Origin of the sequence: Bacillus cereus group sp. BceL220 (genome assembly GCF_051776965.1) — a bacterium.
Classification (GTDB): Bacteria; Bacillota; Bacilli; order Bacillales; family Bacillaceae_G; genus Bacillus_A; species Bacillus_A cereus.
Genome location: NZ_JBPWBC010000007.1, coordinates 1 through 24,302, shown reverse-complemented (window position 1 = coordinate 24,302; position 24,302 = coordinate 1). Strand labels below are relative to the sequence as shown.

Sequence of the window (24,302 nt, the reverse complement as noted above, 5' to 3'; positions counted from 1 at the left end):
CCGATACAATCGGCTTTTTCTTTCGCTTGTCTCTGTCCTTTTACCTGAGAGATTATCCGCTAAAGTAGCGGATTTGCTCCTTCGGTGCTCGTTTTCCTCCGCGCTCTATAAAAGCGAGAGGGAGTCTCTCCAGAGATTCGTCCCCATGCAGTTCTACTTGTAACCAAGACCTGAGAGTTTCAAAGTTGGTATAACAACTTTTTGCCCCGTCGGTAGATCAATAGACCTTCTCCTGAATGGTTCATCCGAATTATAAAATTTATAAACACATTGATTGTAAATCAATAAAAATATTATAGACATACAAATTGTGAATTGCAATCATTTTTTATTTTAAAATAGTAAATAGTTTTATTTTTTTGTAAGTCCTAATTTATCTTCAACTTCATTTAAAGTAGATAAAGCGATGACAATATGTTGATCCGCAAGTCCTAAAGCTTGTTTTGTTTTTTCAATAGTTTCATTGGTTGGAATAGAGTTATTTGTTCCGTCTATAATCAAATTTGCTGCATTTTTCATGAAATTTGATGCGGATTTAAACTGAGTTGTGAATTGAAGTAGTTGTTTTTGTATATCTATATCTGTGATGTTTTCTTCAATTTTAAGTGTGTCTATTTCGTTCATAATTGTTTCATACTGCTTGGAAACGGCATTCATTGTAACTAATAGTTTATTTCGATCTACTGAATCTCCATTCGTGTTAATCTCTTCCCAGGCAGGCAACCAATCTTTTTCAATGATTTCATTATAATTAGTAGTCAATTCATTAATTTTAGGTTGTAATTTCGTTTTGAAAGTTTTTGTATCCGCTGTTTCTACAGGTGCTTTTTCGTTGTTATTTTTAACATTAGTAACGTAGAAAATTGTACCGAAAATGATGAAAATAGAAATAATAACTGTCCATTTAGTAAAAAGTAATTTCTGCAATATGTAACGCCTCCAAAATTTAAAAACTTATAATTATAATATATAACAATAATGTTGTTTGGAGTAGAGAAAATAGGTTGGAAATGATTTAAATTATATCTTTTCTATACATAAATAATTAAAGTTAGTAAAATGATGAAAGTTATATGTGAGAAAAGAGGGTTTTTAGTGAAAATGAATAGAAGAAAACTAGTTTCAAGTATTTCAATGGCTATGTTATTAGTTGGTGTAATTGCATTCATATTTATGAATAAAGAATCTAAAATTAAAGGTTTTCCAGTACCAATGTCAGCAATTCATATTAACGATGATAAGGAAGAGGATTATCAATATATAAGTGTAATGCCAATTACAAAGGCGAGTGGATGGGAGAACTTAGGGGAAAACGGGCATACTGTTAGTTTTAAAAAGGGGGAGCGGAAGGTAACTGTATTACATTATCCAGGAGAAATTACGTATTATTTGTTTGAAAAATAATTGATGATAAAAGAGATAGGGAGTAGATGATAATGTAAGATTGTTTACTTTCTATCTTTTTTGGATTTTAATTCTGAATTGTTTGAATTAAAATTATTATGCGTATAGAATAAAATAATATGTTTTATTGAATGATATAGATAATAAGTAATACATAATAATGTTATGTAAACTATAAACGGGGGAAGAAAGCAAATCAAGAGATTTTAATTTTTATATTTTAGATGTATTTTTACACGGTAAGTATTCCAATAATCAACTTACAACATTTACGGAGGGCATCAAACTTTGAATAAGTAATGGAGTTGATAACAAAATAAATTAACGTTTGTGTATATGGAAAAATAGAAAGTATGGCGAGTGGGAAATGTATCGGATCATAAGGGGGAATTAAAAATGTTACTAAAAACAATCTACTGTAAGGTGGAAGAAGAGAAAAAGGAATTGTTTTCAAATGCGCAAGAAAAATGGCGTGATATACAGCACCTAGATGGTTTTCATGGACAATTTGGTGGATGGAATGAAGATGAGGCATGTGTATTTACTTTATGGGAAGATAGAAGTGTATATCAATCATTTATGAATGGTGCTCACGATACAATTTATTTAAATAGTAATCAAGAGGATACGTTTCTTTCATGTGAAATTGAATTATTTCAAACGTTGTATGATATAACTGATATGCATTTGAAAGACGTTGTAATAGAGGGGGCATTCGTAAGAGTTGCTATATGTGATGTAAAGTTGGAAAAGGAAAAGTATTTTTTACATAAGCAAGAAACAATTTGGAATAAAGGAATGGAAAAAGCAAAAGGAATGCTAGGTGGAGCAGTTGGGAAGTCTTTAAAAAATGAAAATCGTTACATAGTGTTAACGTATTGGAAAGATGAAATAGCGCACCAACATTATGTGGAAGAGATTTTCCCAGATTTATATAAATTAGCTAATATTCATGAAGATATAGAAAAGATACAAGGAAAACAAGCTGTATGTAAGGAAGAATGGCTTGTATATTAAACGCTGAAAAAGTGCATAAATGATTGTATAATAACGATATTTTCTTATAAACAAGTAATTAATAGAAGACGTTATATACCCTTTCATGTTAATATATTTAAGTTATAATAGGAGGCTTACCCTTTTGTATTGTACGGTAGAAGCAGTGTGAGCTTGAAATTTTTTTAGAAAAGGATGTGCCTAATTTGCGTATCAATAAATTTATTAGTGAAGCTGGAAAAGCGTCTCGACGTGGAGCGGATAAACTAATTAATGAGAGAAGAGTAATTATTAACGGTAAGGTAGCAAAAATTGGTGACCAAGTGAACCCAGGTGATGATGTACGAGTAAATGGAGAGCAGCTTCGAATTGCTCGAGATCACGTATATATCGCTTTAAATAAACCAGTAGGTATTACATGTACGAGTGAAAAAGCTGTAAAAGGTAATATTATCGATTTAGTGAACCATCCTTTACGAATTAGTCACATTGGACGTCTTGATAAAGACTCAGACGGTTTAATTTTATTAACGAATGATGGTGATATTGTTAATGAAATTTTACGTGCTGAAAACAAACATGAGAAAGAATATATCGTTTCAGTAGATAAGCCAATTACACCTGATTTCTTAGAGAAAATGGCAGCAGGTGTTAAAATTTTAGGAACAAAAACGCTTCCTTGTGAGGTTACACAGTTATCAAAATATGAGTTCCAAATTATTTTAACACAAGGGCTAAATCGTCAAATTCGCCGTATGTGTGAAGCTTTAGGTTATCAAGTATACACGTTAAAACGTACGAGAATTATGAATATCGAATTGAATAATTTACCAGTAGGGCAGTGGAGAGATTTAACGAAGAAAGAGAAAAGACGTCTATTTGCAGACTTGAATTACGAACCACAAGATTGGTAAAATTGTGAAGTGAAACCAAAAAAATTTGGTTTCACTTTTTTAATTAAATAAATAATTTTTTTAAACACTTGCAAAAATAAAATGAATAAGATATATTAAATAACAATAAATGGATGTTTTACAAAAAGCAAAGAAAAGGACACGAGTTATTTTACCCGGTTATACAGAGAAGGAAGGAAAGCTGAGAACTTCCTAACGCAGAAAAATAACTTACCACCTTAGAGCTGCACTAGGGAAATTAAGTATCTAGTGCCGTGTATGCGACGTTATCGCAAAAGAAGCCATTATGTTTTTTGTGATGGGAATCTGGGTGGAACCACGGATATAAGCATATTCGTCCCTATATTTAGGGATGAATATGCTTTTTTGCATTCAATTTCATAATAAGCGAAGAAAAGGACACGAGTTATTTTACCCGGTTATACAGAGAAGGAAGGAAAGCTGAGAACTTCCTAACGCAGAAAAATAACTTACCACCTTAGAGCTGCACTGGGGAAATTAAGTATCTAGTGCCGTATAAACGACGTTACCGTAAAAGAAGCCATTGCATTTTGTGATGGGAATCTGGGTGGAACCACGGGTATAAGCACGCTCGTCCCTATTTTAGGGATGAGTGTGCTTTTTATTATGAAATGGAGAGATGAAAAATGAAAGAACAGATGATTGAAATTAAATTTCCAGATGGTAGTGTTAAAGAATTTGTAAAAGGAGTTACTTTAGAAGAAATTGCGGGATCCATTAGCAGTAGTTTGAAAAAGAAAGCAGTCGCGGGGAAAGTAAATGATGGGTTATATGATTTACGCCGGAATATTGGAGAAAATGCGGAAGTAGAAATCATTACTATAGATTCAAATGAAGGTGTAGAAATTGCAAGACACTCTGCGGCACATATTTTAGCGCAAGCTGTAAAAAGATTGTATGGTGATATAAATCTTGGAGTAGGGCCTGTTATTGAAAATGGATTTTATTATGATATGGATCTTCCAAGTAGTGTAAACATAGAAGATTTACGGAAAATAGAAAAAGAAATGAAAAAGATTATAAATGAAAATATAAAGATAGAACGAGTTGAGGTTTCTCGAGAAGAAGCAGCTAAACCGTTTCAAGAAATGAACGATCTCTTGAAATTAGAACTTTTAGAAGCAATTCCTAGTGGGGAAAGTGTAACACTATATAAACAAGGGGAATTTGTAGATTTATGTAGAGGACCACATTTACCATCTACAGGTTATTTGAAAGCATTTCAATTAACTCACGTTTCCGGTGCATATTGGCGAGGTGATAGTAATAACCAAGTGCTTCAGCGCATATATGGTGTTGCATACTCTTCTCAAAAAGAATTAGAAGAGTATTTACATTTCGTTGAAGAAGCAGCAAAAAGAAATCATCGTAAGTTAGGCAGTGAGCTTGAGTTATTTATGTTTTCTGAAGAGGCTCCGGGAATGCCGTTTTATTTACCGAAAGGACAAATGATTCGTAACGAATTGGAATCATTTTTAAGAGAAATTCAAAAAGAGTACAATTATCAAGAAGTACGCACTCCGTTCATGATGAACCAAGAAGTATGGGAGAGATCAGGGCACTGGGGACATTATAAAGATAATATGTATTTCTCTGAAGTAGATAATAAAAGTTTTGCATTAAAACCGATGAACTGCCCAGGGCACATGCTTATGTTTAAAAATAAATTGCATTCTTATCGTGAATTACCGATTCGTATGTGTGAATTTGGTCAAGTACATCGTCATGAATTTAGTGGTGCGTTAAACGGATTATTAAGAGTACGTACTTTCTGCCAAGATGATGCACATTTATTTGTAACTCCAAAACAAATTGAAAATGAAATCAAATCCGTAATGGCGCAAATTGATTACGTATATAAAACTTTTGGATTCGAATATGAAGTAGAGCTTTCTACTCGTCCAGAAGATTCAATGGGTGACGATAAATTATGGGAGCAAGCAGAAGCAGCATTAGAAAATGTATTACAATCGCTAAATTATAAATATAGACTAAATGAAGGTGACGGTGCATTTTACGGGCCGAAAATTGATTTTCATATTAAAGATGCTTTAAATAGAAGTCACCAGTGCGGAACAGTCCAGCTTGATTTCCAAATGCCAGAGAAATTTGATTTAAATTATATAGATGAAAATAATGAAAAGAAAAGACCAGTTGTTATTCACAGGGCAGTTTTAGGGTCATTAGATCGCTTCTTAGCAATATTAATTGAGCACTTTGGAGGGGCGTTCCCGGCATGGGTGGCACCAGTTCAAGTGAAAGTAATTCCAGTTTCAAATGCAGTACATGAACAATATGCCAATGAGATTGCACATAAATTAGCACAAGCTGGAGTTCGTGTTGAACAGGATGCACGAGATGAAAAATTAGGATATAAAATAAGAGAAGCACAAATGCAAAAAGTACCGTATGTTCTTGTTATTGGGGATAAGGAAATGGAAAACGGAGCTGTAAATGTACGTAAATATGGAGAAGAGAAGTCAGAAGTTGTTGCGCTAGATGTATTTGTGGCAAGTATTGAAGAAGGAATAAAGAATAGAAAATATTGATTGTAAAGAAAGCACACTATTAGAAATTAGTGTGTTTTCTTTTTTATCTTACAAAAATGTAAGGTAAATGTAAGCGAAATCGAGGGAACGAGTTGTAGAAAAATGAGAATATGAAGTAGGAAATAGGTTCATGTTAAGGGTGTAACTCTTATTGGATGAATAATTAAAAAATTCTTAAGAATTTACATGACAAAATAATAAGAAATATGTGAGAAATTGATTTTATACAAAAGGGATGGAGTGAAAGAGATGTCAACAAATGTAGTTACTGTAGAAAGTGTAGAAAAAACGTATGGGAAAAGAAATGAGAATCAGTCAAAAGCATTAAGAGGCGTATCGTTAAGTATTAAAGAAGGAGAATTTGTTGGGATCATGGGGCCTTCTGGATCTGGAAAAACGACATTACTTAATGTGATAAGTACACTTGACCAGGCGACAGGTGGTAGTGTGACGATAGCTGGTACAAATATTACTTCTATGAAGGGCAATGCGTTATCTGATTTTCGCTCTCAAAAATTAGGTTTCATTTTTCAAGATTTTAATCTACTAGAAAACTTATCAATTTATGAAAATATAGCTTTACCACTTTCTTTGCAAGGCGTACCATCAAGTGAGATTACTGGAAAGGTAAATGACGTTGCGAAGAAATTAGGCATCACTGAAATTTTAACAAAATATCCGACGGCTGTTTCTGGGGGACAAAAGCAAAGAACAGCGGCGGCAAGAGCTTTAGTACATAATCCAGCAATTGTATTAGCAGATGAACCGACAGGAGCGCTTGATAGTAAAAATGCAAAAAGTTTATTAGAAGCGATGCAAGATTTACATGAAAATCATAATGTAAGTATTTTAATGGTTACACACGATGCATTTAGTGCAAGTTATTGTGAGCGTATTTTATTTATTCAAGATGGTCTTCTTTATAAAGAATTAAATCGTCAAGGCACTCGAGAGAATTTCTATCAAGACATTTTAGGTGTGCTCGCTCATATGGGCTCAGCTGCTGAGTCTAAGTAGGGGGCGAAACTATGTTATTTAAATTATCACGTCATAGTATGAAAAAGATGTTAAAAGATTATATGGTTTTACTTATTGGCCTCGTTATTAGTATTAGTATTTTCTACATGTTCCAAACGATGGCGATGAATAGTGAATTTACGAAAGATAATAGCCTAATTAGTAGTATTAGACTCGTCTTTTGGGTAGGTGCAATACTATTATCTTTCATTACTGTATTTTATATTATATATGCCAACTCTTTCTTACTCACGTTAAGAAGAAAAGAACTCGGTATGTACATGATGCTTGGTGCAAAAAAGAAAAAAGTAGCACAGTTATTATTTATTGAAACATTCGGTATGGGTATTGTCAGTATTATTATCGGTATTTTAGTAGGGATGTTACTTGCAAGTGTAGCAGGAAACTTTTTAATGAATGGAATGGAAATTTCAGCAAAAGGTAGTTATGCATCTGTATACACACCAGCAATTTTAGTTACAGCTATTTTCTTCTTAATACTATTTTTCATTACTGGCTTAATGAACAGTGTCCGATTGTTACGTAAAACTGAACTAGAGTTAATTCGTGAAGATGAAACACTAGACGAAGTGAAGAAAAGTAAAACTCGCATTATTATAATGACAGTACTTGGTGTATTACTAGTAAGTACAGGGTACTATTTTATGATCAATGTAAAAATATATGCTGAATTAGGTTTTATTATAGCAACCATCGTTACAACACTTGGAACATATTTTATCTTTAGTTCATTACTCCCATTTTTTGTGATGAAAATTAAGGGGAATAAAAAACGAAATGAAACTGGTCTAAATAGTTTTACATATGCACAGCTACGCTTTCGAGTAAATAGTTTATCGAGAGTATTAGGTACTGTAGCGATGTTAATTGCATTAGGCGCAGGTGCGATGACGGCAGGTATGGCGTTCCAAAAAAATGTAGGTATTATGACAGACTTTTCTCGTGTATATGATGTTGTAATTCATGATCCGAATGATCAAGACAAAGCTGCCTTGAAAGAAATGCAAATTATTGAAGAAAGCAAGTACAACTATAAAGTAGATGGAGAAGCGGTTTATTATTTACGTAACGACTTAACTGCGAAACCACCACTTGTTTCAGACCATTTTGATACAAAAACTTTAAAAGAGCCTGTTCGTAAACGTGTGACTGAACCTTTAACTGAACCTGTATATTCAGCTTTAGAGGCTCCTGAATTAGCAAAATTCCCTCATATGCCAAAGGATTGGGAAGACGCAGTTGTAAGAGAGATACAAATTACGCATAATCAATTTAGCGGAAAACCAGTAAGAATTGCAGACGAAGAGCATTATAAAGGAATTCAAGGAACAGAACACACTGTAACATTAGCAAAAGTAGATGATATGAAAAAATATAAACCGTTATTGATCGAAATAGACAAGAGACAAAAAGAACAAATTGAAAAAGCAACAGGTGAAAAGGTAGACTTATTTACGAAAATGACAATTTATCAGTTTATGAACAGCTTCATGAGCGGAACAATGTTTATGGGATTTTTCCTCGGAATTGCCTTTTTAGCAATGATGGCAAGTTCCCTTATGTTCAAAATATTAACAGGTGCTTCTAGTGACATACGACGTTATGAAATGTTACGAAAAATCGGCGTAAGACGTAGTATGTTAACGAAAAGTATATATAAAGAAATTTCATATTTATTTATCTTCCCAGCAATCATTGGCATCTCTCACGTTTTAGTTGGGCTTAACTTATTTAGCTTTATATTAGTTGACCCGTTTGTGAAAGTGTGGGTGCCAATAGGAATCTTCTTAGTCATTTATTTCATTTATTACTGGATAACTGTTCAACTTTATAAAGGTATGGTAATGCCGAAAGAAGAGGTAGCTAAATAGTTTATGAAAAGAGTCCTTGTTTAAAAACAAGGGCTCTTTTTTATTTGTTTTTATAAAAATGTGTATGTGAGATGTTTTTAATCTTTCTGTAATAAATATATAGAAAATTAAGAAAACGTTAAGGTTTTATGTAACGAAAAGTTAAGAAGTGTATGGGAGACTAATAATGTACAAACAAATTAATATTTTTATAAATTAAAAAGAAAGGAAATGTCTTATGAAGAAAATAAGAAAGTAATAAAACTTATTGGAGTCATCACTATACTATTACTAATTGTAGCACTAATATTTCCTAAATGGACCTCGCAAATAAAGGGAAACAACAGTACAAGTAGAGATAAATGGAAGTGATCATGAAATTATGATACGCGGCAAAGATAAGCGGAATCCAGTTATCATCTTTGTCCATGGTGGGCCAGGCTCTTCAGAAATACCATATGCTCAAAAATATCAGGATTTATTGGAAGAGAAATTCACGATTGTTAATTACGATCAAAGAGCAAGTGGGAAATCGTATCATTTCTTTGAAGATTATTCGAATCTTTCATCAGACTTACTCGTAGAGGATTTATTAGCAATGACAGATTATGTTTCAAAACGTCTCGGCAAAGAAAAGGTAATATTAATTGGCCATTCTTACGATACATATATTGGAATGCAAGCGGCCTATAAAGCTCCTGAAAAATATGAAGCATATGTTGGGATAGGACAAATGAGTGATACAGTAGAAAGTGAGATGGATAGTTTAAATTTTGTAATTGACCAAGCGAAAAATGCAGGAAATGAAGATGAAGTTTCCTATTTAAAAGGGCTAACTGAAAAAATCAAAAATGGTGATACATACACTCCGCGAAATTATGTTGCGAAATATGGTGGAACATCAAGAGTCATTAAAAATCCAGATAGTGATAATGTTGGTATGTTATTCATTAATGAATATAACTTGTTAGACGTAATTCGTTATAACGTTGGATTATCACATTCTCAAACTGTCTTATTAGAAAAGGATTTAAAAAATCCATTGCCTACTAAGGTGATTGAAATGAAGCTACCGTTTTATTTCCTTATGGGGAAATATGACTATAACACTTCATTGCATGCAGCAAAAACATATTTTGATACGATAGAAGCAGATCAAAAACAATTTATTACTTTTGAAAAATCAGCTCATTATCCACAATTTGAAGAGAAAGAAAAATTTTATAAGTGGATGTGCGATACATTCATAAAATAAAGTATATCCGAACTTTAGAGAACTAAAATAGTTAGCGAGATGTATAAAGATTTTTAGATGCATAGTATTAACTGAAGCGAAATTAAATAAAAAGACTCTTGATAAAAAATATGAGTCTTAAGTACAACATACTATGAATGACTTTTCTTTTTATAGAGAGATACAAAAATAAAAAAAGATAGCTGAAGACAAATTGTTTTCAGCTATCTTTTTTCGTTTAAAGTGGAGGTAAATCAATCTTACCTTCTTCAAATAATTCTTTTATCATATGCTTCGTATAACCAGCGGCTTGACCAAATGTGATTTTTGCTGGCATTGGTGCTTCGTTAGCATCTACAACTACATCAATAATACACGGTTTATTTTGTTTTACTGCACTTTCGAAAGCGGGAAGTAGTCCATCTAAATTCTCAACACGGTATCCAATACCTCCACACGCCTCTGCATATTTTGCAAAATCAGGGTTCGTTAAATCTGTTTCGAATTCGATATTACCCATAACTTCTTGCTCGAATTTAATCATCGCAATTTTATTATTGTTTAATACAACGACAACGATTGGTAGTTTATATTTTACAGCTGTTACGAAGTCATTCATCGTCATTCCAAATCCGCCATCACCACAAACTGCAAATACTTGTTTATCTGGGAATGCAATTTTTCCAGCAAGAGCACCAGGTAAACCGCAACCAAGTGTTGCGAGCCAGCTAGAAATGACAAATTGCTGGTTTGTCATACGGAAGTGCCTTGCGGTCCATACTGTTACATTTCCGACATCGACTGATAGAATTGCATCATCATGTGCTACTTGCTGCAGAGCATGCATAACGCGTTGTGGTTTAATTGGAATGGAAGAGTCTTCTTCTTGCTCGTGTAATTTTTCTTCCCACTTTTTCATCATTTCTTGATAATGTTCTAAGAAGGAATGGTCTGTGTGTTTTTCAACATTTTCAATTAACCATCGCAATGTTTTATCAGCATCACCAGCTAAACCAATATCTGTCGCGTAACGTTTCCCGATTTGGGCAGGATCTGTATCGATATGAATTGTTTTTGCTTTTTCAGGTAAGAAGCCGGTGAACGGATAAGAAGTACCGACCATAATTAAAGTATCTGCATGCTTCATTGCTTCATAAGAAGGTTTCGTTCCAATTAATCCTAATCCACCAATACAAAGAGGGTGTTCATCAGGAATAATTCCTTTAGCAGGTAATGTAAGTACGATTGGAGCACCAATATGTTCTGCCAATGCAAGTAAAGATTCTCTCGCATGTTTTGTTCCTTTTCCAGCTAAAATCACAGGCTTTTTCGCTTCATTTATTGCGAGTTTCGCTCCATCTAAATCTTCTTTTTGTGGAAACAACTCAGGCAAAGTAAAAGAAGTATTTGTAATACGAGCACCATTTTTCACTTCGAATTTCGGGACATCATCTGGAATTGTAAGAACGGATACACCTTTTTTCGTATAAGCCATTCGAATTGCTTGATTCACTACGGCAGGTAGTTGCTCTGCTGACATAATACGCTGGTTATAAACCGCAACATCATCAAACATTCTTTCTAAATTTACTTCTTGGAAAAAGTCCGTTCCAAGTAAATCGGTTTCTACTTGACCTGAAATTGCTAGAACAGGGGCTTTATCGAGTTTCGCATCATATAAACCATTTAATAAATGAATAGCACCAGGTCCTGCAATTGCCATACAAACGCCAAGTTTTCCTGTTAATTTTGCATAGGCAGCCGCTGCTAATGCACCAGCTTCTTCATGGCGAACTTGAATGAATTTAATTTTATCTTGTTTTTTTCTTAAAGCTTCAATGATAGAATTGATGGAATCTCCAGGCATACCGTATATGTGTTCTACTCCCCAGTCAATTAATAAATCAACTAATGCTTCACCGGCCGTTTTCCCAAACATAATTGTTCCTCCTTAAAAGTAGGTAGATAACATTATGTTTTGGAGAAAGAGGAAAAATATACAAATGATAAAATATATTAGTTTTAATGATGACCAGTAAATAGTGTAAATACTGTTATTAATAAAAATCCACTAGTTGCCCACATTAGAAATGTAAGGAAAGAGAGCTGTTTCTTAGCTTTCCAAAGCATTTCATGAATTGTGACATATCCAAGTGAACCAATAGCACTTCCCATAATGAGGCCTTGCAGGTGAAGAGCTTTTCCTTCCATCAAAATGCCAAAAACTGTGCCAGTACCAAGAATAAGAGAAAGTAATAAAGTCGTTAATAAAAAGGAAATATATTTATGCTTTGTAAAAAGAAATGGAATAATTAAAGCTAATCCTTCTGGAATATGGTGAACGACGATTGCTATTAAAAAGGGAATGGCAGAGTCATTATGATTTATAAAAGCTGTACCTAACGCAAATCCACTAGGTATATTATGAATAAATATAGCGAAAGAGAGAAAAAGGAAGGTTTGCCATGCTTGTTGATCTTTTTTATGTATCATTGGATGGTGACAATAGTTATCTAATAAGCTCATAACTAAAATACCGATGGCTATACCAAGTATAGGCCCAATCATTTCGTAGCTTGAAAATGTTTCAGGAATAATTTCAAGGGATAAAAGCCCAAGTAAAATTCCGCCACATAATGCGTATAAACGATGCATCTTTTCTTCAATAAGTTGGCGTGTTGCTACTCCAACAGCACCTCCTAATAGTAATCCACCGAACGAAAAAAATGTTACAATCATTGGGATCCATAAACGTTCCATAGTATCACACTCCGATTCTATTCCCTTATTTTTAGCTTACGAAAAGGAAAGTTAGATTAGTCCAAGTAATTGTGTTTGAGTATAGAGAAAAAAGTAGTGATTCGTTATAATTTATATATTAAATTTAAGTGAGAAAATGAAAAGGGGAATTGGTTATGCAACAAATTAAAAAAATAGGAAACTCATTTTGGTATATGACACCAGTTTCTGAAACAGATAGACCTATATTAGGAATGGTTGTTGGAAAAGAAAAAACTTTAATGATCGATGCAGGGAATTCAGAGGAACATGCACAATTATTTTTAGAAATGTTAAAAGAACAAAATGTATCAAATCCAGATTTCGTAGCACTAACCCATTGGCATTGGGATCATATTTTTGGATTATCCGTATTACAGAATGCATTAACTATTTCGCACGCTGAAACGAAAAAAGAAATGCAGGCAATAGTATCTTATGAATGGACAGATGAAGCTTTGGACGCACGCGTAAAAGAGGGTACTGAAATTGAATTTTGTGCGGATTGCATCAAGAAAGAGTTTGAAGAAAAAGCGAGAAATATTAATATTATTCCTCCGACCTTAACGTTCCAGAATCAACTTGAATTAGACCTTGGTGAAGTGACATGCATGTTAAAACATGTGGGTGGAGATCATGCACATGATTCAGTTGTTATGTATATAAAAGAAGAAAAGATATTGTTTTTAGGAGACTGTATATATGCAGATATTTTTTCCTCGAAGTGGAACTATACGACGAAAAGAACGTTTGCATTAATAGATGAATTAGAAAAATTTGATGCTGAGACATATATTCTCTCTCATGGGAAAGCGATAAATCGAGAGGAGTTTTTACAAGAGATTCGTATGTTAAAAACAGTAGGAACTTATACAGAAATTCATAAAGGCGATGAAGAGAAGATAAAGGCAGTGTATAAACAAGAACTAGATAGGGAATTAAATGAAGATGAGTTAGAAACAATAACTTATTTTGTCAATGGTTATGAAATGAATAATCAATAAGACACTACATTAATCCAATATAATTAAATTGCACAAAAAGAGTATTGAAATTTAATTCAATACTCTTTTCAATAGTTAAATATGTAGTTTCAACCAAATTCTAAATATGGGGGTTCATCGTCTGAAGTGATTTCAATCTATTTATTTTTCGTATAGATAGTGATTCAAGTAGAAGCTTTCTTTGCTAATTCAGTAATATACTCGAAGAAAGTATCATGTTTTACATCGTAAACGACATTTATAGGTCGTCCATCAGCAGTTTCCTCTGTACGTCCTTGGCTTGGTCCGTATGTATGAACGATACTATTAATTGTTTCAGTTTTTGCAAGGCTAGTGTTTCCGACAAGCGCGGTAGTTAGTACATCCCATAAATAGTAGGTAGAGTTCGTTGAGAAGTGAACGAGAGGGGGGACCATTGCATAGCATTGACCAAGGAAATCAACACCAATATACTTTCTCTCTTTTGCCCACTGTTCACGTATGTCTATAGTTAACGGAACTTGGTTTGTACTTTCTAGTGTCACTAAGTCGATTTTAATTTTTGTATCCCATACACGAGCTACTGCTTCAGGGTCCCAAAACGAATTCCACTCAGCTGTTCCATCATGCTCTGGTTCATGTACATTGCCTGCTGTAAGAAATGTACCACCCATCCAAACGAGACGTTCAATTTTATCTTCGATGATGGGAGCTTCATATAATGCACGAGCAAGGTCAGTTAGGGGCCCGGTAAATAATAAAGTTGTTTTTCCTTCCGTTTGTAGAAGTGTTTCTATTAAATGGTGATGTGCAGGCTTTGCTGCCATGGGTGTTACAACTTTTCCAGACTCATTTAAAATTGGTAAAGCATCTACATAAAATGCATGCATCCGCCAGTCTTTCGGAAACGGGTTTTGCCCGCGAGAGTTTGAAGCGGCTACTGCAATATTATCTTTGCTGAAGCGATCAATAATTTTACGACTTGCAGACATTGCGGGTTCTAAATAGCAGTCTGCTGGGATAACAGATACACCGGTAAGTTCAACGTTTTCCATTTGAAGTAATAAAAATAATGAAATTAAATCATCTACGCCGCCATCATGATTGAAGTACACTTTTTTCTTCATTGTAATCTCCATCCTATATGATTTAGTTAGAAATTAAATATGAATTGAGGAGAAGTCATATTTAATTTCCACCACTTCAATTTCTCCATTAATCAGTAGCTCAGGAAGCTCATTTCTAATATTTCCTTTCCAATACTCTCTAGCTTGTTCGATTTTTTGAGAAAAAGGAATACCATCTTCTTTCGGTAAAAGATTACCGTCACCTTCAAAAGAACTTCCGATTACTCGTAGTTTAACAATCTGTAAAACTTCTCGATTGTAAGAATCAAATAATGCTTTCCATTTTAAAGCATCTTCATAGCTTTTTGAAGCGTATAAACAAGATAACCTGGAAGGGTATTCAGGGAATTCTTGTAGTCTAACCATTTCTACAATTGTTTCTCTAACTGCTCTAATTGTTTGATCCATATAACTCATAACTACTTTAGCATTTTCATTATTTATATGTAATTCGTCATTTTTATAGTGATTATTTAAAATTTGTATGCCATCTTCACCATTAGCATTTAATTGTTCTCTTTCAAAAAAGAAGTGATATAGAGTATTGTGTTGATTTTTGTTAAAAGGAATCATTTGTCCGATATGCATTTTTTTCCTTGTTACGATGTGATATGCGTAAAATTCTGTTTCATTCATGGTTATCCTCCTAGTAATAATGTAATGCAATGTTAAATTTAGTAATTCAACATTGAAATATATAAAACCTTTATAAGTAAAAGTGAGAATTTGAGTTGAAAGTAAAGAAAATACATGAAAACGTTTTAAATTTGTTCACAAAATGTTCACTTACGAAGGGGGTTCCAATGTCGATATAATGACAAAGACTCAAAGAGAGAGGATGATGAAATTTGCCAACAACAAGAAAGGAAAACCTCCAATTTGGCATGATGATGTGCCTTGGAATGGTTATCGTAATGACGTTTTATAATTTACTAATGAATGAAACAGGAGGACCAATTTATATTAAAGAGATTGCATTAGAATTATTAATTGGCTTTATTATTGCGCTATTAATTGAAATATGTATCGTTGGACCTTGTGCGAAAAAAATTGTATTCATGTTACCGTTTGATAAATCTAAGAAAATAAATATTATCATTGCGATGGCAACGGCTATGGTAATCGGAATGGTGTTCTTTATGTCATTTTTCGGTATGGCTATGATGTATTTACATGGTGGACTACAAGGAGATTCATTTGTTTCAATTTATTTTTCGATTTTTATTAAAAATTTCATAATGGCATATCCATTACAATTAATTATTATGGGACCGCTTGTACGTTTCTTATTTACAAAGTTTGTTATGAAAAAGAAATCTTTTAATGTAGCGTAATTTTTATTTGTAAAACATTATATATAAATAATGAAAATAAACACATCTCGCATTTTTGAGGTGTGTTTTTTTTCATTCCAAGTTATTTTCATAGTGATGTGACATTTGTCCTTTTGCCATTATAGGATGATGGTTTTTAATTAAGTCAGAAATAAAGGATGAGGAGATGATTTTTTGAAAGGTATTCTATTTGCTGTTTTTGCGGGGATATTTATAACACTTCAAGGAACCTTTAATGCGAAACTTAGTTCACATATCGGTATATGGTCGACGAGTATTATAACCCATTTAATTGGATTCCTTATTGCAACAACTGTATTTTTGTTAAAGAAAGAAGAGAAAGTAACGGATTTAAAGAGTGTAAAAAAAATATATTTAGTAGCGGGTGCATTTGGTGGATTCATTATTTGTGCAGAAACTATGGCGATATATTCACTAGGAGTTACATTGACAGCTGGCACACTAATGGTTGCTCAATTGTTAACGGCAACAGTTATTGAAATGAAAGGACTGTTTCATATAAAAAAGATACAGATGGAGAGATATCATATTGTGGGAACAATAGTAATGATTATAGGTATTGTTGTATTTAATATGTAAATGAAAGGAGGAAATGAATATGGAGAATAGATCAGGTTTAATTACGCATTATTTGAAAATCAATAAAACGCTCGAGGTTTTTTCAGAAATAGATACAGCATATTTTCAATTAAATCATTTTGAAAAAGGCGAGCTTATTTGCAATATAGATGACGAAATGGATCGTTTATATTTTGTTGTTAAAGGTAAAGTAAAAGTTTATACGATCACACCTGAAGGGAAGAAACTAATCCTTCGCTTTATCAATCCACTCGCAATTGTTGGTGATATTGAATTAATTCAAAATAGCAAAGCACATAATGTCGTTGAAGCTTGTTCAGATGTTGTAGCAATTTCCATTTCTAATACGGTTATTAGAAACAAGTTATTACATGATCCTATATTTATGAAGTTCTTACTTGAAAACATTGCGAACACGTTAAAAATATCGACTCGTTTTACTGCTCTTAATTTACTTTATCCTGTAGAAGTACGTGTAGCTAGTTATTTACTTTCAATTTCAACAGATAGTAACGGAAATATGTACAAAGGGGATTTGGATACGACTTCGGTAACAAGTATTGCAGACTTTATAGGGGTAAGTTATAGGCACGTAATTCGGGTATTACAAAGATTTTATAATGAAAAATTAATTGAAAAAAGTAATGGAGTTATTGTCATTAAAGATTTTTCTAGAATGAAGGAAGTCGCTAAAGATAATATATATGAGCAATGAAAGGGAGAGGAAGATTTTGATTGGATTTAGTTTAGCTATATTAGCAGGAATATTAATTAGCTTACAATCTGTTTTTAATGCAAAAGTAAATGAAAATGTAGGACAGTGGTTAACGACTACATGTGTCCTTGGAATAGGTCTCATTAGTTCTATTCTATTTTATATCATTACAGAAAACAGTATTAGCATTAAAGTGTATACTGCAAATTATTTGTTTTATGTAAGTGGACTGTTTGGCATCGGGTTAATTATTTGTATAATGGGTGCAATAAAGAGTTTAGGTCCAGCATATACGGTGCTAATTAGTCTTATTACTCAATTGGTCGTTGCGTTATGTATTGATACATTTGGATTATTTGGAATGGAGAGCATTCCATTACAAATAAATAAATTAGTTGGTATAGGTTTATTAATTGTGGGAGTAGGAATTTTTAAAAATATCTTTTCTAACAAGAGAGCTATTAGAATAACCGAGGATGAGATTTAAAGGTTATAAGGATGTTGATAATCAGATTATAGATGTTTATGTAGTGGGAATACATTTCATATATGTCTCTGTTAGTGAAGGGTCTATATATATTCGATAAAAAACGTGAATTAGCTATTAGTGTAGTTGAAAAGAAGACGTCAATAAGTTGAGGTCTTCTTTATGTATTGTTCTGAAGTTATCAGAACTTAAGTATAAGGGAATGGGAAGTGGTTTAAGTTAAGAAGAATATACCCGAAAATAAAATATTACTTAACATATATAACTAATGAATACAATGTCTTTTTCAGTTATTAAGTTGTAAATCATTTTATGATAAAATCTTTTACATAATTTAATAAAGGGGTAGTATTTAATGGGTTATTTCTCAAATGGTTTATTAGTTTTGTTTGTGCTAATCGTATGCAGTTGTATATTTTTTGGTTGATAATATAATGAGAGTCTTATATAAAAGAAGTTATCTTAAGTGAGATAACTTCTTTTTATTTTATATTGAGAAGGAATTCTATCTTTCTTATTGAAGTTTGTTCTAGTTATTTTTACATCGATCAGATTTGTGTAAAGGGAATTTTATGAAATAAAAACAAGCCTGAGAATAGGGAGTATTGACATGGAAAATAGTATACGCTACACAAGTGAACATCCTACAGATTTTAATGGATTATTATTCTTATACGAATCTTTAGGATGGAATTCTCTTAAATTAACAGTTAATGAATTGGAACAAATGTGTAAACATAGTTGGTATGCAATATATGCATTTAAAGAGGAACAATTAATTGGGATGGGGCGTGTTATATCCGATGGAGTAATAACAGGCGTTATTTGTGGTGTATGTGTATTGCCAAAATATCAGTCCATTGGTATTGGGAAAGAAATAGTGGAACGATTAATCCAGCACTGTGAACAAAGCAAGGTTATTCCACAACTTATGTGTGTAGAAAAATTGCAATCTTACTATGAATGTATAGGGTTTGAGGCATTCTCTATTGGGATGACAAAACATATTATAAGATAGAGGCGCTTTATTCCGCTATTTGTCGGGCAGTAATGCCCCCACTGATTAAAGTTTCACTTTTTATTTTCAGTTTACTCGTACATATTTTCAAACTTCAACATAAAGGAGAATGGCTGTATGGAAATTGCTAAAGGGATAGAAATGTTACAACTTGAATTTCAAGAATTTGTTATTCATCCAATTCTTTTATGGGATGATGAAATGGCAGTATTAATAGATACGGGTTTCCCAGGACAAATTAAAGATATACAAGTAGAGATGGAAAAGGTTGGGGTATCATTTGATAAGTTAAAAGTCGTGATTTTGACGCATCAGGATATTGATCATATAGGTAGTCTTCCGGAGTTGTTGCAGCGCTGTCGAAGTAATATTAAAGTTTATGCGCACGAACTAGATAAGCCATATATCGAGGGGGATTTACCTTTATTGAAGGACGGAAATATAGAGAACCGACCAAAAGGAAAAGTGAGTGATACTGTGATTGACGGGCAAGAACTTCCGTATTGCGGTGGAATACTAATTCTTCATACTCCAGGGCATACTCCGGGTCATATTAGTTTATATTTGAAACAAAGTAAAATTCTTATTGCAGGAGACTCTATGTATAGTGTGAATGGGATGTTAGGAGGAATTCACGCCCCAACAACTATAAATATTAAGGAAGCACAGCAGTCTTTGAAGAAGTATTTAAATTTACATATTGAATCTGTAGTTTGTTACCATGGGGGATTTAGTAAGGGGAATATAAATGTTCAACTTCAAAATTTGTAAAAGTTAAAGTGAAATTTTTTGTTAAACAGCATTGAAGTATAATCTGATTATTAGTATATAAATAAATTATAAAAGAGCATGTTTGAAAAAATTCAAACATGCTCTTTTATTAAAGCAAATCAGTTTAATATGAATGACCTAATCCGTTCCAATAAAAAGAAACGATTTCTTGTGATAATTCATCTATATTTGCAAGAATAGGATTGTGATTTTCATCTTTAAAATTCCCAATTGATAATAAAGATACGAAAGCATGAGCCGCAAATTTAGCGTTTCCTTTCGGGATTTCTCCGATGTGCATCGCATTATCGAGTGCTTTTTCTAGTACTTCATACATATTATCTTCAGCATTTTTTAATTCTTTCAATTGTTCTTCAGATAACGACAGTTTTGCATCTTTCATAAAATTTTTCATATCAATATCCATCGTTGCGTGTAAGTAAACTTTGGCGAAGTCTAATAATCTTTCTTCTAACGTTTTGTTTGTAGAGAGTATTTGAGACATATTCTCACGTATACGTACCATCATTTGGATCATAGTAGCGGTAAATAAATCGGCTTTTGTTGAATAGTAATAGTAGACAGTTGCTTTCGTAACACCACAAACTTTTGCGACCTCATCCATAGAAACGACTTGATAATTTTGCGTAAGAAATAAGCGGGTTGCCACTTCTAAAATGGTTTCTTTTGTAGATTTTGTATTTTTATTTTGACGCGGCCTTCCGAGAGGACGTTGTTTTTGTTCCAAATACATTCGCTCCTGACATTTATGATTGAGATAATTATAACATAATTTTCAATCATTCTTGATTAATTAACCGACCAGTATATATAATTAATAATGGAGGAAAAAAGGAAGGTGGGTTTTTATGAAAAAGCATCCGTTACATATGTTAGGAAGGCTTGTAGCAGGGAGAAATACGCAATGGATCACTTTATCGGTGTGGGTTCTTATTACATTGTTACTTTCATTTACGTTACCACAAGTAAACAGTACGAAAGAACCGAATCCGAAAAATTTACCTGAAACAGCTATGTCGCAGCAAGCGGAAGCACTTATGAAAAAAGAGTTTCCGAATAATGCAGGGAATCCGTTGTTAGTAATATGGTATAGAGATGGTGGATTACGGTCACAGGATTATAAACTCATACAAGACGTTTATAAGGAGTTAAAAGCTAGTCCTTTAAAAGAACAATCCACGTTACCACCATTTGATACAATCCCAGAGCAAGTATTATCAAAAAGTGCGTCAAAAGATGGTACATCATTTGTCACACCGGTATTTTTTAATAAATCTGCTGGTACAGATATATTAAAAGAAAATCTTGAAGAGTTTAGAAAAATAGTGAATAGTAAGGTGGATGAAGATCCATTTAAACAAAAAATAAGTGAATCTGGTTTACATGTTCGATTATCAGGACCTGTAGGTATTCAAACGGATGCAGTTAGTTTATTTAGTCAAGCAGATGTGAAATTGTTAGTGGCTACTGTACTACTAGTGTTAGTTTTGTTAATTTTACTGTATCGCTCACCAATTTTAGCGATTTTACCTATACTTGTTGTTGGCTTTGCATACGGTATTATTAGTCCTACACTCGGTTTTTTAGCTGATCACGGATGGATTAAAGTAGATGCCCAAGCGATATCAATTATGACAGTATTATTGTTTGGCGCTGGAACGGACTATTGTCTATTTTTAATTTCGAGATATAGAGAGTACTTGTTAGAAGAAGAAAGTAAATATAAAGCATTGCAACTTGCGATTAAAGCATCTGGCGGTGCAATAATAATGAGTGCGTTAACTGTTGTACTTGGATTAGGAACATTACTACTTGCTCATTATGGTGCCTTTCATCGATTTGCAGTACCATTTAGTGTTGCTGTATTTATAATGGGAATCGCGGCTTTAACAATTTTACCAGCACTATTATTAATTTTCGGTAGAATTGCATTTTTCCCGTTTATACCGAGAACAACTTCAATGAATGAGGAGTTTGCAAGAAAGAAAAAGAGGGCTGTAAAAGTTAAAAAATCAAAAGGCTCCTTTAGTAAAAAACTTGGAGATATTGTAGTACGAAGACCGTGGACAATAATTATGCTAACTGTGTTTGTATTAGGTGGATTGGCTTCATTCGTACCACGTATTCAATACACATATGACCTATTAGAATCGTTTCCAAAGGATATGCCTTCTCGTGAAGGGTTTACGTTAATTAGTGATCATTTCTCAGCTGGTGAACTAGCACCAGTAAAAGTTGTTGTTGATACGAAAGGAAAAGAGCTTCCTATTAAACAAGAACTAGAGAAATTTTCTTTCGTAAATACAGTAAAAGAGCCAAAAGAGGGAAAAGAAAATAAGCAAATACAAATGTATGAAGTTTCTTTAGCGGAAAATCCATACTCAATTGAAGCGTTAGATCAAATCCCTAAATTGAAAAACAGTGTGGAAAAAGTATTAAAAGATGCTGGGATTAGTAATGCTGAAGAGCAATTGTGGATTGGTGGAGAAACAGCTTCATTATATGATACAAAGCAAATTACTGAACGTGATGAATCAGTAATTATTCCAGTAATGATTAGCATTATCGCTTTACTATTACTTGTCTATTTACAATCGGTTGTTGCAATGGTTTATTTAATTGTAACTGTTGTCTTATCATTCTTCTCAGCGTTAGGAGCAGGATGGATATTACTTCATTACGGTATGGGAGCGCCGGCCATTCAAGGTGCGATACCGTTGTACGCATTCGTATTTTTAGTTGCTTTAGGTGAAGATTATAATATCTTTATGGTTTCAGAAATATGGAAAAACAGAAAGACACAAAATCACTTGGATGCAGTAAAAAATGGTGTAATACAAACAGGTAGTGTTATTACATCGGCAGGTTTAATTTTAGCAGGAACTTTTGCAGTGTTAGGTACACTTCCAATTCAAGTATTAGTTCAATTTGGTATTGTAACTGCAATTGGAGTATTACTAGATACGTTTATCGTAAGACCGTTACTTGTACCCGCGATTACAGTAGTTTTAGGCCGATTTGCTTTTTGGCCAGGTAAACTTTCAAGAAAGAGTGAAGAAATACAAAAGGTGGATGCATAGTTAAAAAAGCCAAGGATATTTTCCTTGGCTTTTTTCAATGTAGTTAATTAATTTTTTGAAGTTAAATCATCAGCTGCAGCGTGATCAGCATCTTCAATTGTTGTTTCGGGCATTCCGTATAAGCCGTTCATTGCTTGTTCTTCGATAGTAAGATTTGCAGTATTATTATTTTGAATAGATGTAGTGTTTTCAGTAACATTTTCTTTTTTATTTATACTTTTGTCATTCATGTATGTATCCTCCAAATTTCATTTGATTTATCTATAGTATGTGGATGGATTTCCAGAAATATGTGAATTGATTCTTACATATGTTATATAATTAAATAAATAATTAGGGTCAAATGTAAACTGTTAGGAGTGAACAATTATGGTGAAAGCAAGGGAATTAGCCTTCTAAAATAAAAAGAAAATTTTAGGAGGCTATTAGAATGAAGTTTCATGTAATTGATAGAGAAGATTGGAATAGAGAGCAGCATTTTGAGCATTATTTAAAGTTGAAATGTACATTTAGTATGACTGTGAATGTTGATATCACGATGTTATTAGGGGAAGTATATCAAAAGAGAATAAAATTTTATCCCGTTTTTATATATTTAATTTCTAGAGTAGTAAATAATCATAAAAAATTTCGAACATGTTTTAACGATGAAGGAGTTTTAGGCTATTGGGAGGAAATGATACCGAGTTATACAATTTTTCATAAAGATGATAAGTCTTTTTCAAGTATATGGACGGATTATTCAAGTGATTTCCGCACTTTCTATAAAAAGTATGAAGACGATATGAGATACTATGCTAGTGTTCATGGTCTTTTCACGAAAGAAAATATTCCGCCTAATGTATTTCCGATTTCTAGCATACCTTGGACTAGTTTTACTGGATTTAATCTTAATATTAATAATGATGAAAATTTTCTATTGCCAATTATAACTTGTGGGAAATATTTTAACGAAGGAAACAAGGTTATGCTACCAGTTTCATTGCAAGTACATCATTCGGTTTGTGATGGATATGATGCGAGTAAATTTATAGAAGATTTACAGCAGTTAAGTAATACTTGCAACGAGTGGCTTAAGTAATATCTAATTTTTAATTATATAAAGTGAAACTTTAATCAGTGGGGGGGTTCAGCCCTCACCAATCGGGATTTTACGGGCAATTGATCCCCTACCTAACTTCTTTACTTTCGCTGAATTTTGAGGTGGGGGTCTTACTGCCCGGCAAATAGCGGGATAAAATTGAAAATGAATAAAAGAAGAGAACATGTTTATATGAAGTGACCCCTAAAAGTTAGACACGGTTATTTCATTAGGCAGCTTGATAAAAGTGAGTCCGGTATTGTACCGGGCTCATTTTTAATTTTGCCTTAATCCGTTTCGT

General features: G+C 33.0%; 22 protein-coding genes, 1 pseudogene, 1 riboswitch and 2 other annotated features. Of the genes and pseudogenes, 16 read left to right on the top strand and 7 right to left on the bottom strand.

Annotated elements, in window-relative coordinates:
• Positions 1-22: 22 nt before the first annotated feature.
• Positions 23-143, bottom strand: a riboswitch (glycine riboswitch).
• A gap of 208 nt (positions 144-351) precedes the next feature.
• Entirely contained in the window at positions 352-927 is a 576-nt protein-coding gene (locus tag ACS2FK_RS18725) for a hypothetical protein (RefSeq protein WP_063547187.1), read from the bottom strand.
• Between the two features lie 132 nt (positions 928-1,059).
• On the opposite strand from ACS2FK_RS18725, the gene ACS2FK_RS18720 reads away from it, so the two are divergent.
• The 7 genes and pseudogenes from ACS2FK_RS18720 (at position 1,060) to ACS2FK_RS18690 (ending at position 10,027) form a co-directional block, all read left to right on the top strand.
• Positions 1,060-1,404, top strand: a complete 345-nt coding sequence (locus ACS2FK_RS18720) for a hypothetical protein (protein WP_003278183.1) — start codon at positions 1,060-1,062, stop codon at positions 1,402-1,404.
• Positions 1,405-1,800: 396 nt separating this feature from the next.
• Complete coding sequence (locus ACS2FK_RS18715) at positions 1,801-2,421, top strand: YdbC family protein (protein WP_063547188.1); 621 nt, start codon at positions 1,801-1,803, stop codon at positions 2,419-2,421.
• A gap of 185 nt (positions 2,422-2,606) precedes the next feature.
• Positions 2,607-3,314 carry a 23S rRNA pseudouridine(2604) synthase RluF gene (rluF, locus tag ACS2FK_RS18710; protein ID WP_001222162.1) on the top strand — a complete coding sequence of 236 codons (708 nt, stop codon included), beginning with the start codon at positions 2,607-2,609 and terminating at the stop codon, positions 3,312-3,314.
• A gap of 121 nt (positions 3,315-3,435) precedes the next feature.
• Positions 3,436-3,659: a binding site (T-box leader), on the top strand.
• 36 nt (positions 3,660-3,695) lie between these two features.
• Positions 3,696-3,917, top strand: a binding site (T-box leader).
• Between the two features lie 44 nt (positions 3,918-3,961).
• On the top strand, positions 3,962-5,884 hold the full coding sequence (gene thrS, locus ACS2FK_RS18705; protein ID WP_063553414.1) for a threonine--tRNA ligase: 1,923 nt from the start codon (positions 3,962-3,964) through the stop codon (positions 5,882-5,884).
• Positions 5,885-6,133: 249 nt separating this feature from the next.
• Positions 6,134-6,901 carry an ABC transporter ATP-binding protein gene (locus ACS2FK_RS18700; protein WP_000106426.1) on the top strand — a complete coding sequence of 256 codons (768 nt, stop codon included), beginning with the start codon at positions 6,134-6,136 and terminating at the stop codon, positions 6,899-6,901.
• An 11-nt stretch (positions 6,902-6,912) separates the two neighbouring features.
• Positions 6,913-8,793, top strand: a complete 1,881-nt coding sequence (locus tag ACS2FK_RS18695; RefSeq protein WP_063547190.1) for an FtsX-like permease family protein — start codon at positions 6,913-6,915, stop codon at positions 8,791-8,793.
• A 210-nt stretch (positions 8,794-9,003) separates the two neighbouring features.
• A pseudogene (locus ACS2FK_RS18690) lies at positions 9,004-10,027 on the top strand (alpha/beta hydrolase).
• 217 nt (positions 10,028-10,244) lie between these two features.
• Here ACS2FK_RS18690 and ACS2FK_RS18685 read toward each other — a convergent pair.
• Together ACS2FK_RS18685 and ACS2FK_RS18680 are read right to left on the bottom strand one after the other, a co-directional pair.
• Entirely contained in the window at positions 10,245-11,945 is a 1,701-nt protein-coding gene (locus ACS2FK_RS18685) for a pyruvate oxidase (RefSeq protein WP_063547192.1), read from the bottom strand.
• A gap of 83 nt (positions 11,946-12,028) precedes the next feature.
• Positions 12,029-12,766, bottom strand: coding sequence for a ZIP family metal transporter (locus tag ACS2FK_RS18680; RefSeq protein ID WP_063547193.1), 738 nt, complete (start codon positions 12,764-12,766; stop codon positions 12,029-12,031).
• Positions 12,767-12,921: 155 nt separating this feature from the next.
• On the opposite strand from ACS2FK_RS18680, the gene ACS2FK_RS18675 reads away from it, so the two are divergent.
• Positions 12,922-13,788: an MBL fold metallo-hydrolase gene (locus ACS2FK_RS18675; RefSeq protein WP_063547194.1), complete on the top strand. Its 867-nt coding sequence runs from the start codon at positions 12,922-12,924 to the stop codon at positions 13,786-13,788.
• A 164-nt stretch (positions 13,789-13,952) separates the two neighbouring features.
• Here the strand turns inward: ACS2FK_RS18675 and ACS2FK_RS18670 are convergent, their stop codons facing one another.
• Entirely contained in the window at positions 13,953-14,906 is a 954-nt protein-coding gene (locus tag ACS2FK_RS18670) for a nucleoside hydrolase (RefSeq protein ID WP_142338432.1), read from the bottom strand.
• Positions 14,907-14,927: 21 nt separating this feature from the next.
• A complete protein-coding gene (locus ACS2FK_RS18665) occupies positions 14,928-15,530 on the bottom strand; it encodes a DUF2441 domain-containing protein (protein ID WP_063547196.1) in 603 nt (200 codons plus the stop codon).
• A 212-nt stretch (positions 15,531-15,742) separates the two neighbouring features.
• Here ACS2FK_RS18665 and ACS2FK_RS18660 point away from each other — a divergent pair, with 212 nt between their 5' ends.
• The 6 genes from ACS2FK_RS18660 to ACS2FK_RS18635 all read left to right on the top strand — a co-directional run bounded on the left by ACS2FK_RS18660 (position 15,743) and on the right by ACS2FK_RS18635 (position 19,819).
• Positions 15,743-16,228, top strand: a complete 486-nt coding sequence (locus ACS2FK_RS18660; protein ID WP_063547197.1) for a hypothetical protein — start codon at positions 15,743-15,745, stop codon at positions 16,226-16,228.
• Positions 16,229-16,402: 174 nt separating this feature from the next.
• A complete protein-coding gene (locus ACS2FK_RS18655; protein ID WP_063547198.1) occupies positions 16,403-16,828 on the top strand; it encodes a DMT family transporter in 426 nt (141 codons plus the stop codon).
• Positions 16,829-16,847: 19 nt separating this feature from the next.
• On the top strand, positions 16,848-17,543 hold the full coding sequence (locus ACS2FK_RS18650) for a Crp/Fnr family transcriptional regulator (RefSeq protein WP_063547199.1): 696 nt from the start codon (positions 16,848-16,850) through the stop codon (positions 17,541-17,543).
• 16 nt (positions 17,544-17,559) lie between these two features.
• The gene (locus tag ACS2FK_RS18645; protein WP_061667012.1) at positions 17,560-18,030 is read left to right on the top strand and encodes a DMT family transporter; all 471 of its coding nucleotides are present in this window, start codon (positions 17,560-17,562) and stop codon (positions 18,028-18,030) included.
• A 610-nt stretch (positions 18,031-18,640) separates the two neighbouring features.
• Positions 18,641-19,048, top strand: coding sequence for a GNAT family N-acetyltransferase (locus ACS2FK_RS18640; RefSeq protein WP_063547200.1), 408 nt, complete (start codon positions 18,641-18,643; stop codon positions 19,046-19,048).
• A gap of 117 nt (positions 19,049-19,165) precedes the next feature.
• Positions 19,166-19,819 (top strand): MBL fold metallo-hydrolase, encoded by a 654-nt coding sequence (locus tag ACS2FK_RS18635; protein ID WP_061655764.1) that lies wholly within the window; start codon positions 19,166-19,168, stop codon positions 19,817-19,819.
• A gap of 124 nt (positions 19,820-19,943) precedes the next feature.
• Here ACS2FK_RS18635 and ACS2FK_RS18630 read toward each other — a convergent pair whose 3' ends face one another.
• Positions 19,944-20,567 (bottom strand): TetR/AcrR family transcriptional regulator, encoded by a 624-nt coding sequence (locus ACS2FK_RS18630; RefSeq protein ID WP_063547201.1) that lies wholly within the window; start codon positions 20,565-20,567, stop codon positions 19,944-19,946.
• Between the two features lie 121 nt (positions 20,568-20,688).
• Here ACS2FK_RS18630 and ACS2FK_RS18625 point away from each other — a divergent pair, with 121 nt between their 5' ends.
• Entirely contained in the window at positions 20,689-22,920 is a 2,232-nt protein-coding gene (locus ACS2FK_RS18625) for an MMPL family transporter (protein ID WP_063547202.1), read from the top strand.
• Between the two features lie 47 nt (positions 22,921-22,967).
• Here the strand turns inward: ACS2FK_RS18625 and ACS2FK_RS18620 are convergent, their stop codons facing one another.
• Entirely contained in the window at positions 22,968-23,150 is a 183-nt protein-coding gene (locus ACS2FK_RS18620) for a DUF4021 domain-containing protein (RefSeq protein ID WP_000998505.1), read from the bottom strand.
• A gap of 200 nt (positions 23,151-23,350) precedes the next feature.
• On the opposite strand from ACS2FK_RS18620, the gene catA reads away from it, so the two are divergent.
• A complete protein-coding gene (gene catA, locus ACS2FK_RS18615; RefSeq protein WP_063547203.1) occupies positions 23,351-24,001 on the top strand; it encodes a type A chloramphenicol O-acetyltransferase in 651 nt (216 codons plus the stop codon).
• Positions 24,002-24,302 lie beyond the last annotated feature (301 nt).

What these genes read in the sequence shown, in the direction of transcription:
- ACS2FK_RS18720 (WP_003278183.1), top strand. Translation starts at nt 1,060, where the DNA reads ATGATGAAAGTTATATGTGAGAAAAGAGGGTTTTTAGTGAAAATGAAT.
- ACS2FK_RS18715 (WP_063547188.1), top strand. Translation starts at nt 1,801, where the DNA reads ATGTTACTAAAAACAATCTACTGTAAGGTGGAAGAAGAGAAAAAGGAA.
- thrS (WP_063553414.1), top strand. Translation starts at nt 3,962, where the DNA reads ATGAAAGAACAGATGATTGAAATTAAATTTCCAGATGGTAGTGTTAAA.
- ACS2FK_RS18700 (WP_000106426.1), top strand. Translation starts at nt 6,134, where the DNA reads ATGTCAACAAATGTAGTTACTGTAGAAAGTGTAGAAAAAACGTATGGG.
- ACS2FK_RS18695 (WP_063547190.1), top strand. Translation starts at nt 6,913, where the DNA reads ATGTTATTTAAATTATCACGTCATAGTATGAAAAAGATGTTAAAAGAT.
- ACS2FK_RS18685 (WP_063547192.1), bottom strand. Translation starts at nt 11,945, where the DNA reads ATGTTTGGGAAAACGGCCGGTGAAGCATTAGTTGATTTATTAATTGAC.
- ACS2FK_RS18680 (WP_063547193.1), bottom strand. Translation starts at nt 12,766, where the DNA reads ATGGAACGTTTATGGATCCCAATGATTGTAACATTTTTTTCGTTCGGT.
- ACS2FK_RS18675 (WP_063547194.1), top strand. Translation starts at nt 12,922, where the DNA reads ATGCAACAAATTAAAAAAATAGGAAACTCATTTTGGTATATGACACCA.
- ACS2FK_RS18670 (WP_142338432.1), bottom strand. Translation starts at nt 14,906, where the DNA reads ATGGAGATTACAATGAAGAAAAAAGTGTACTTCAATCATGATGGCGGC.
- ACS2FK_RS18665 (WP_063547196.1), bottom strand. Translation starts at nt 15,530, where the DNA reads ATGAATGAAACAGAATTTTACGCATATCACATCGTAACAAGGAAAAAA.
- ACS2FK_RS18650 (WP_063547199.1), top strand. Translation starts at nt 16,848, where the DNA reads ATGGAGAATAGATCAGGTTTAATTACGCATTATTTGAAAATCAATAAA.
- ACS2FK_RS18640 (WP_063547200.1), top strand. Translation starts at nt 18,641, where the DNA reads ATGGAAAATAGTATACGCTACACAAGTGAACATCCTACAGATTTTAAT.
- ACS2FK_RS18635 (WP_061655764.1), top strand. Translation starts at nt 19,166, where the DNA reads ATGGAAATTGCTAAAGGGATAGAAATGTTACAACTTGAATTTCAAGAA.
- ACS2FK_RS18625 (WP_063547202.1), top strand. Translation starts at nt 20,689, where the DNA reads ATGAAAAAGCATCCGTTACATATGTTAGGAAGGCTTGTAGCAGGGAGA.
- ACS2FK_RS18620 (WP_000998505.1), bottom strand. Translation starts at nt 23,150, where the DNA reads ATGAATGACAAAAGTATAAATAAAAAAGAAAATGTTACTGAAAACACT.
- catA (WP_063547203.1), top strand. Translation starts at nt 23,351, where the DNA reads ATGAAGTTTCATGTAATTGATAGAGAAGATTGGAATAGAGAGCAGCAT.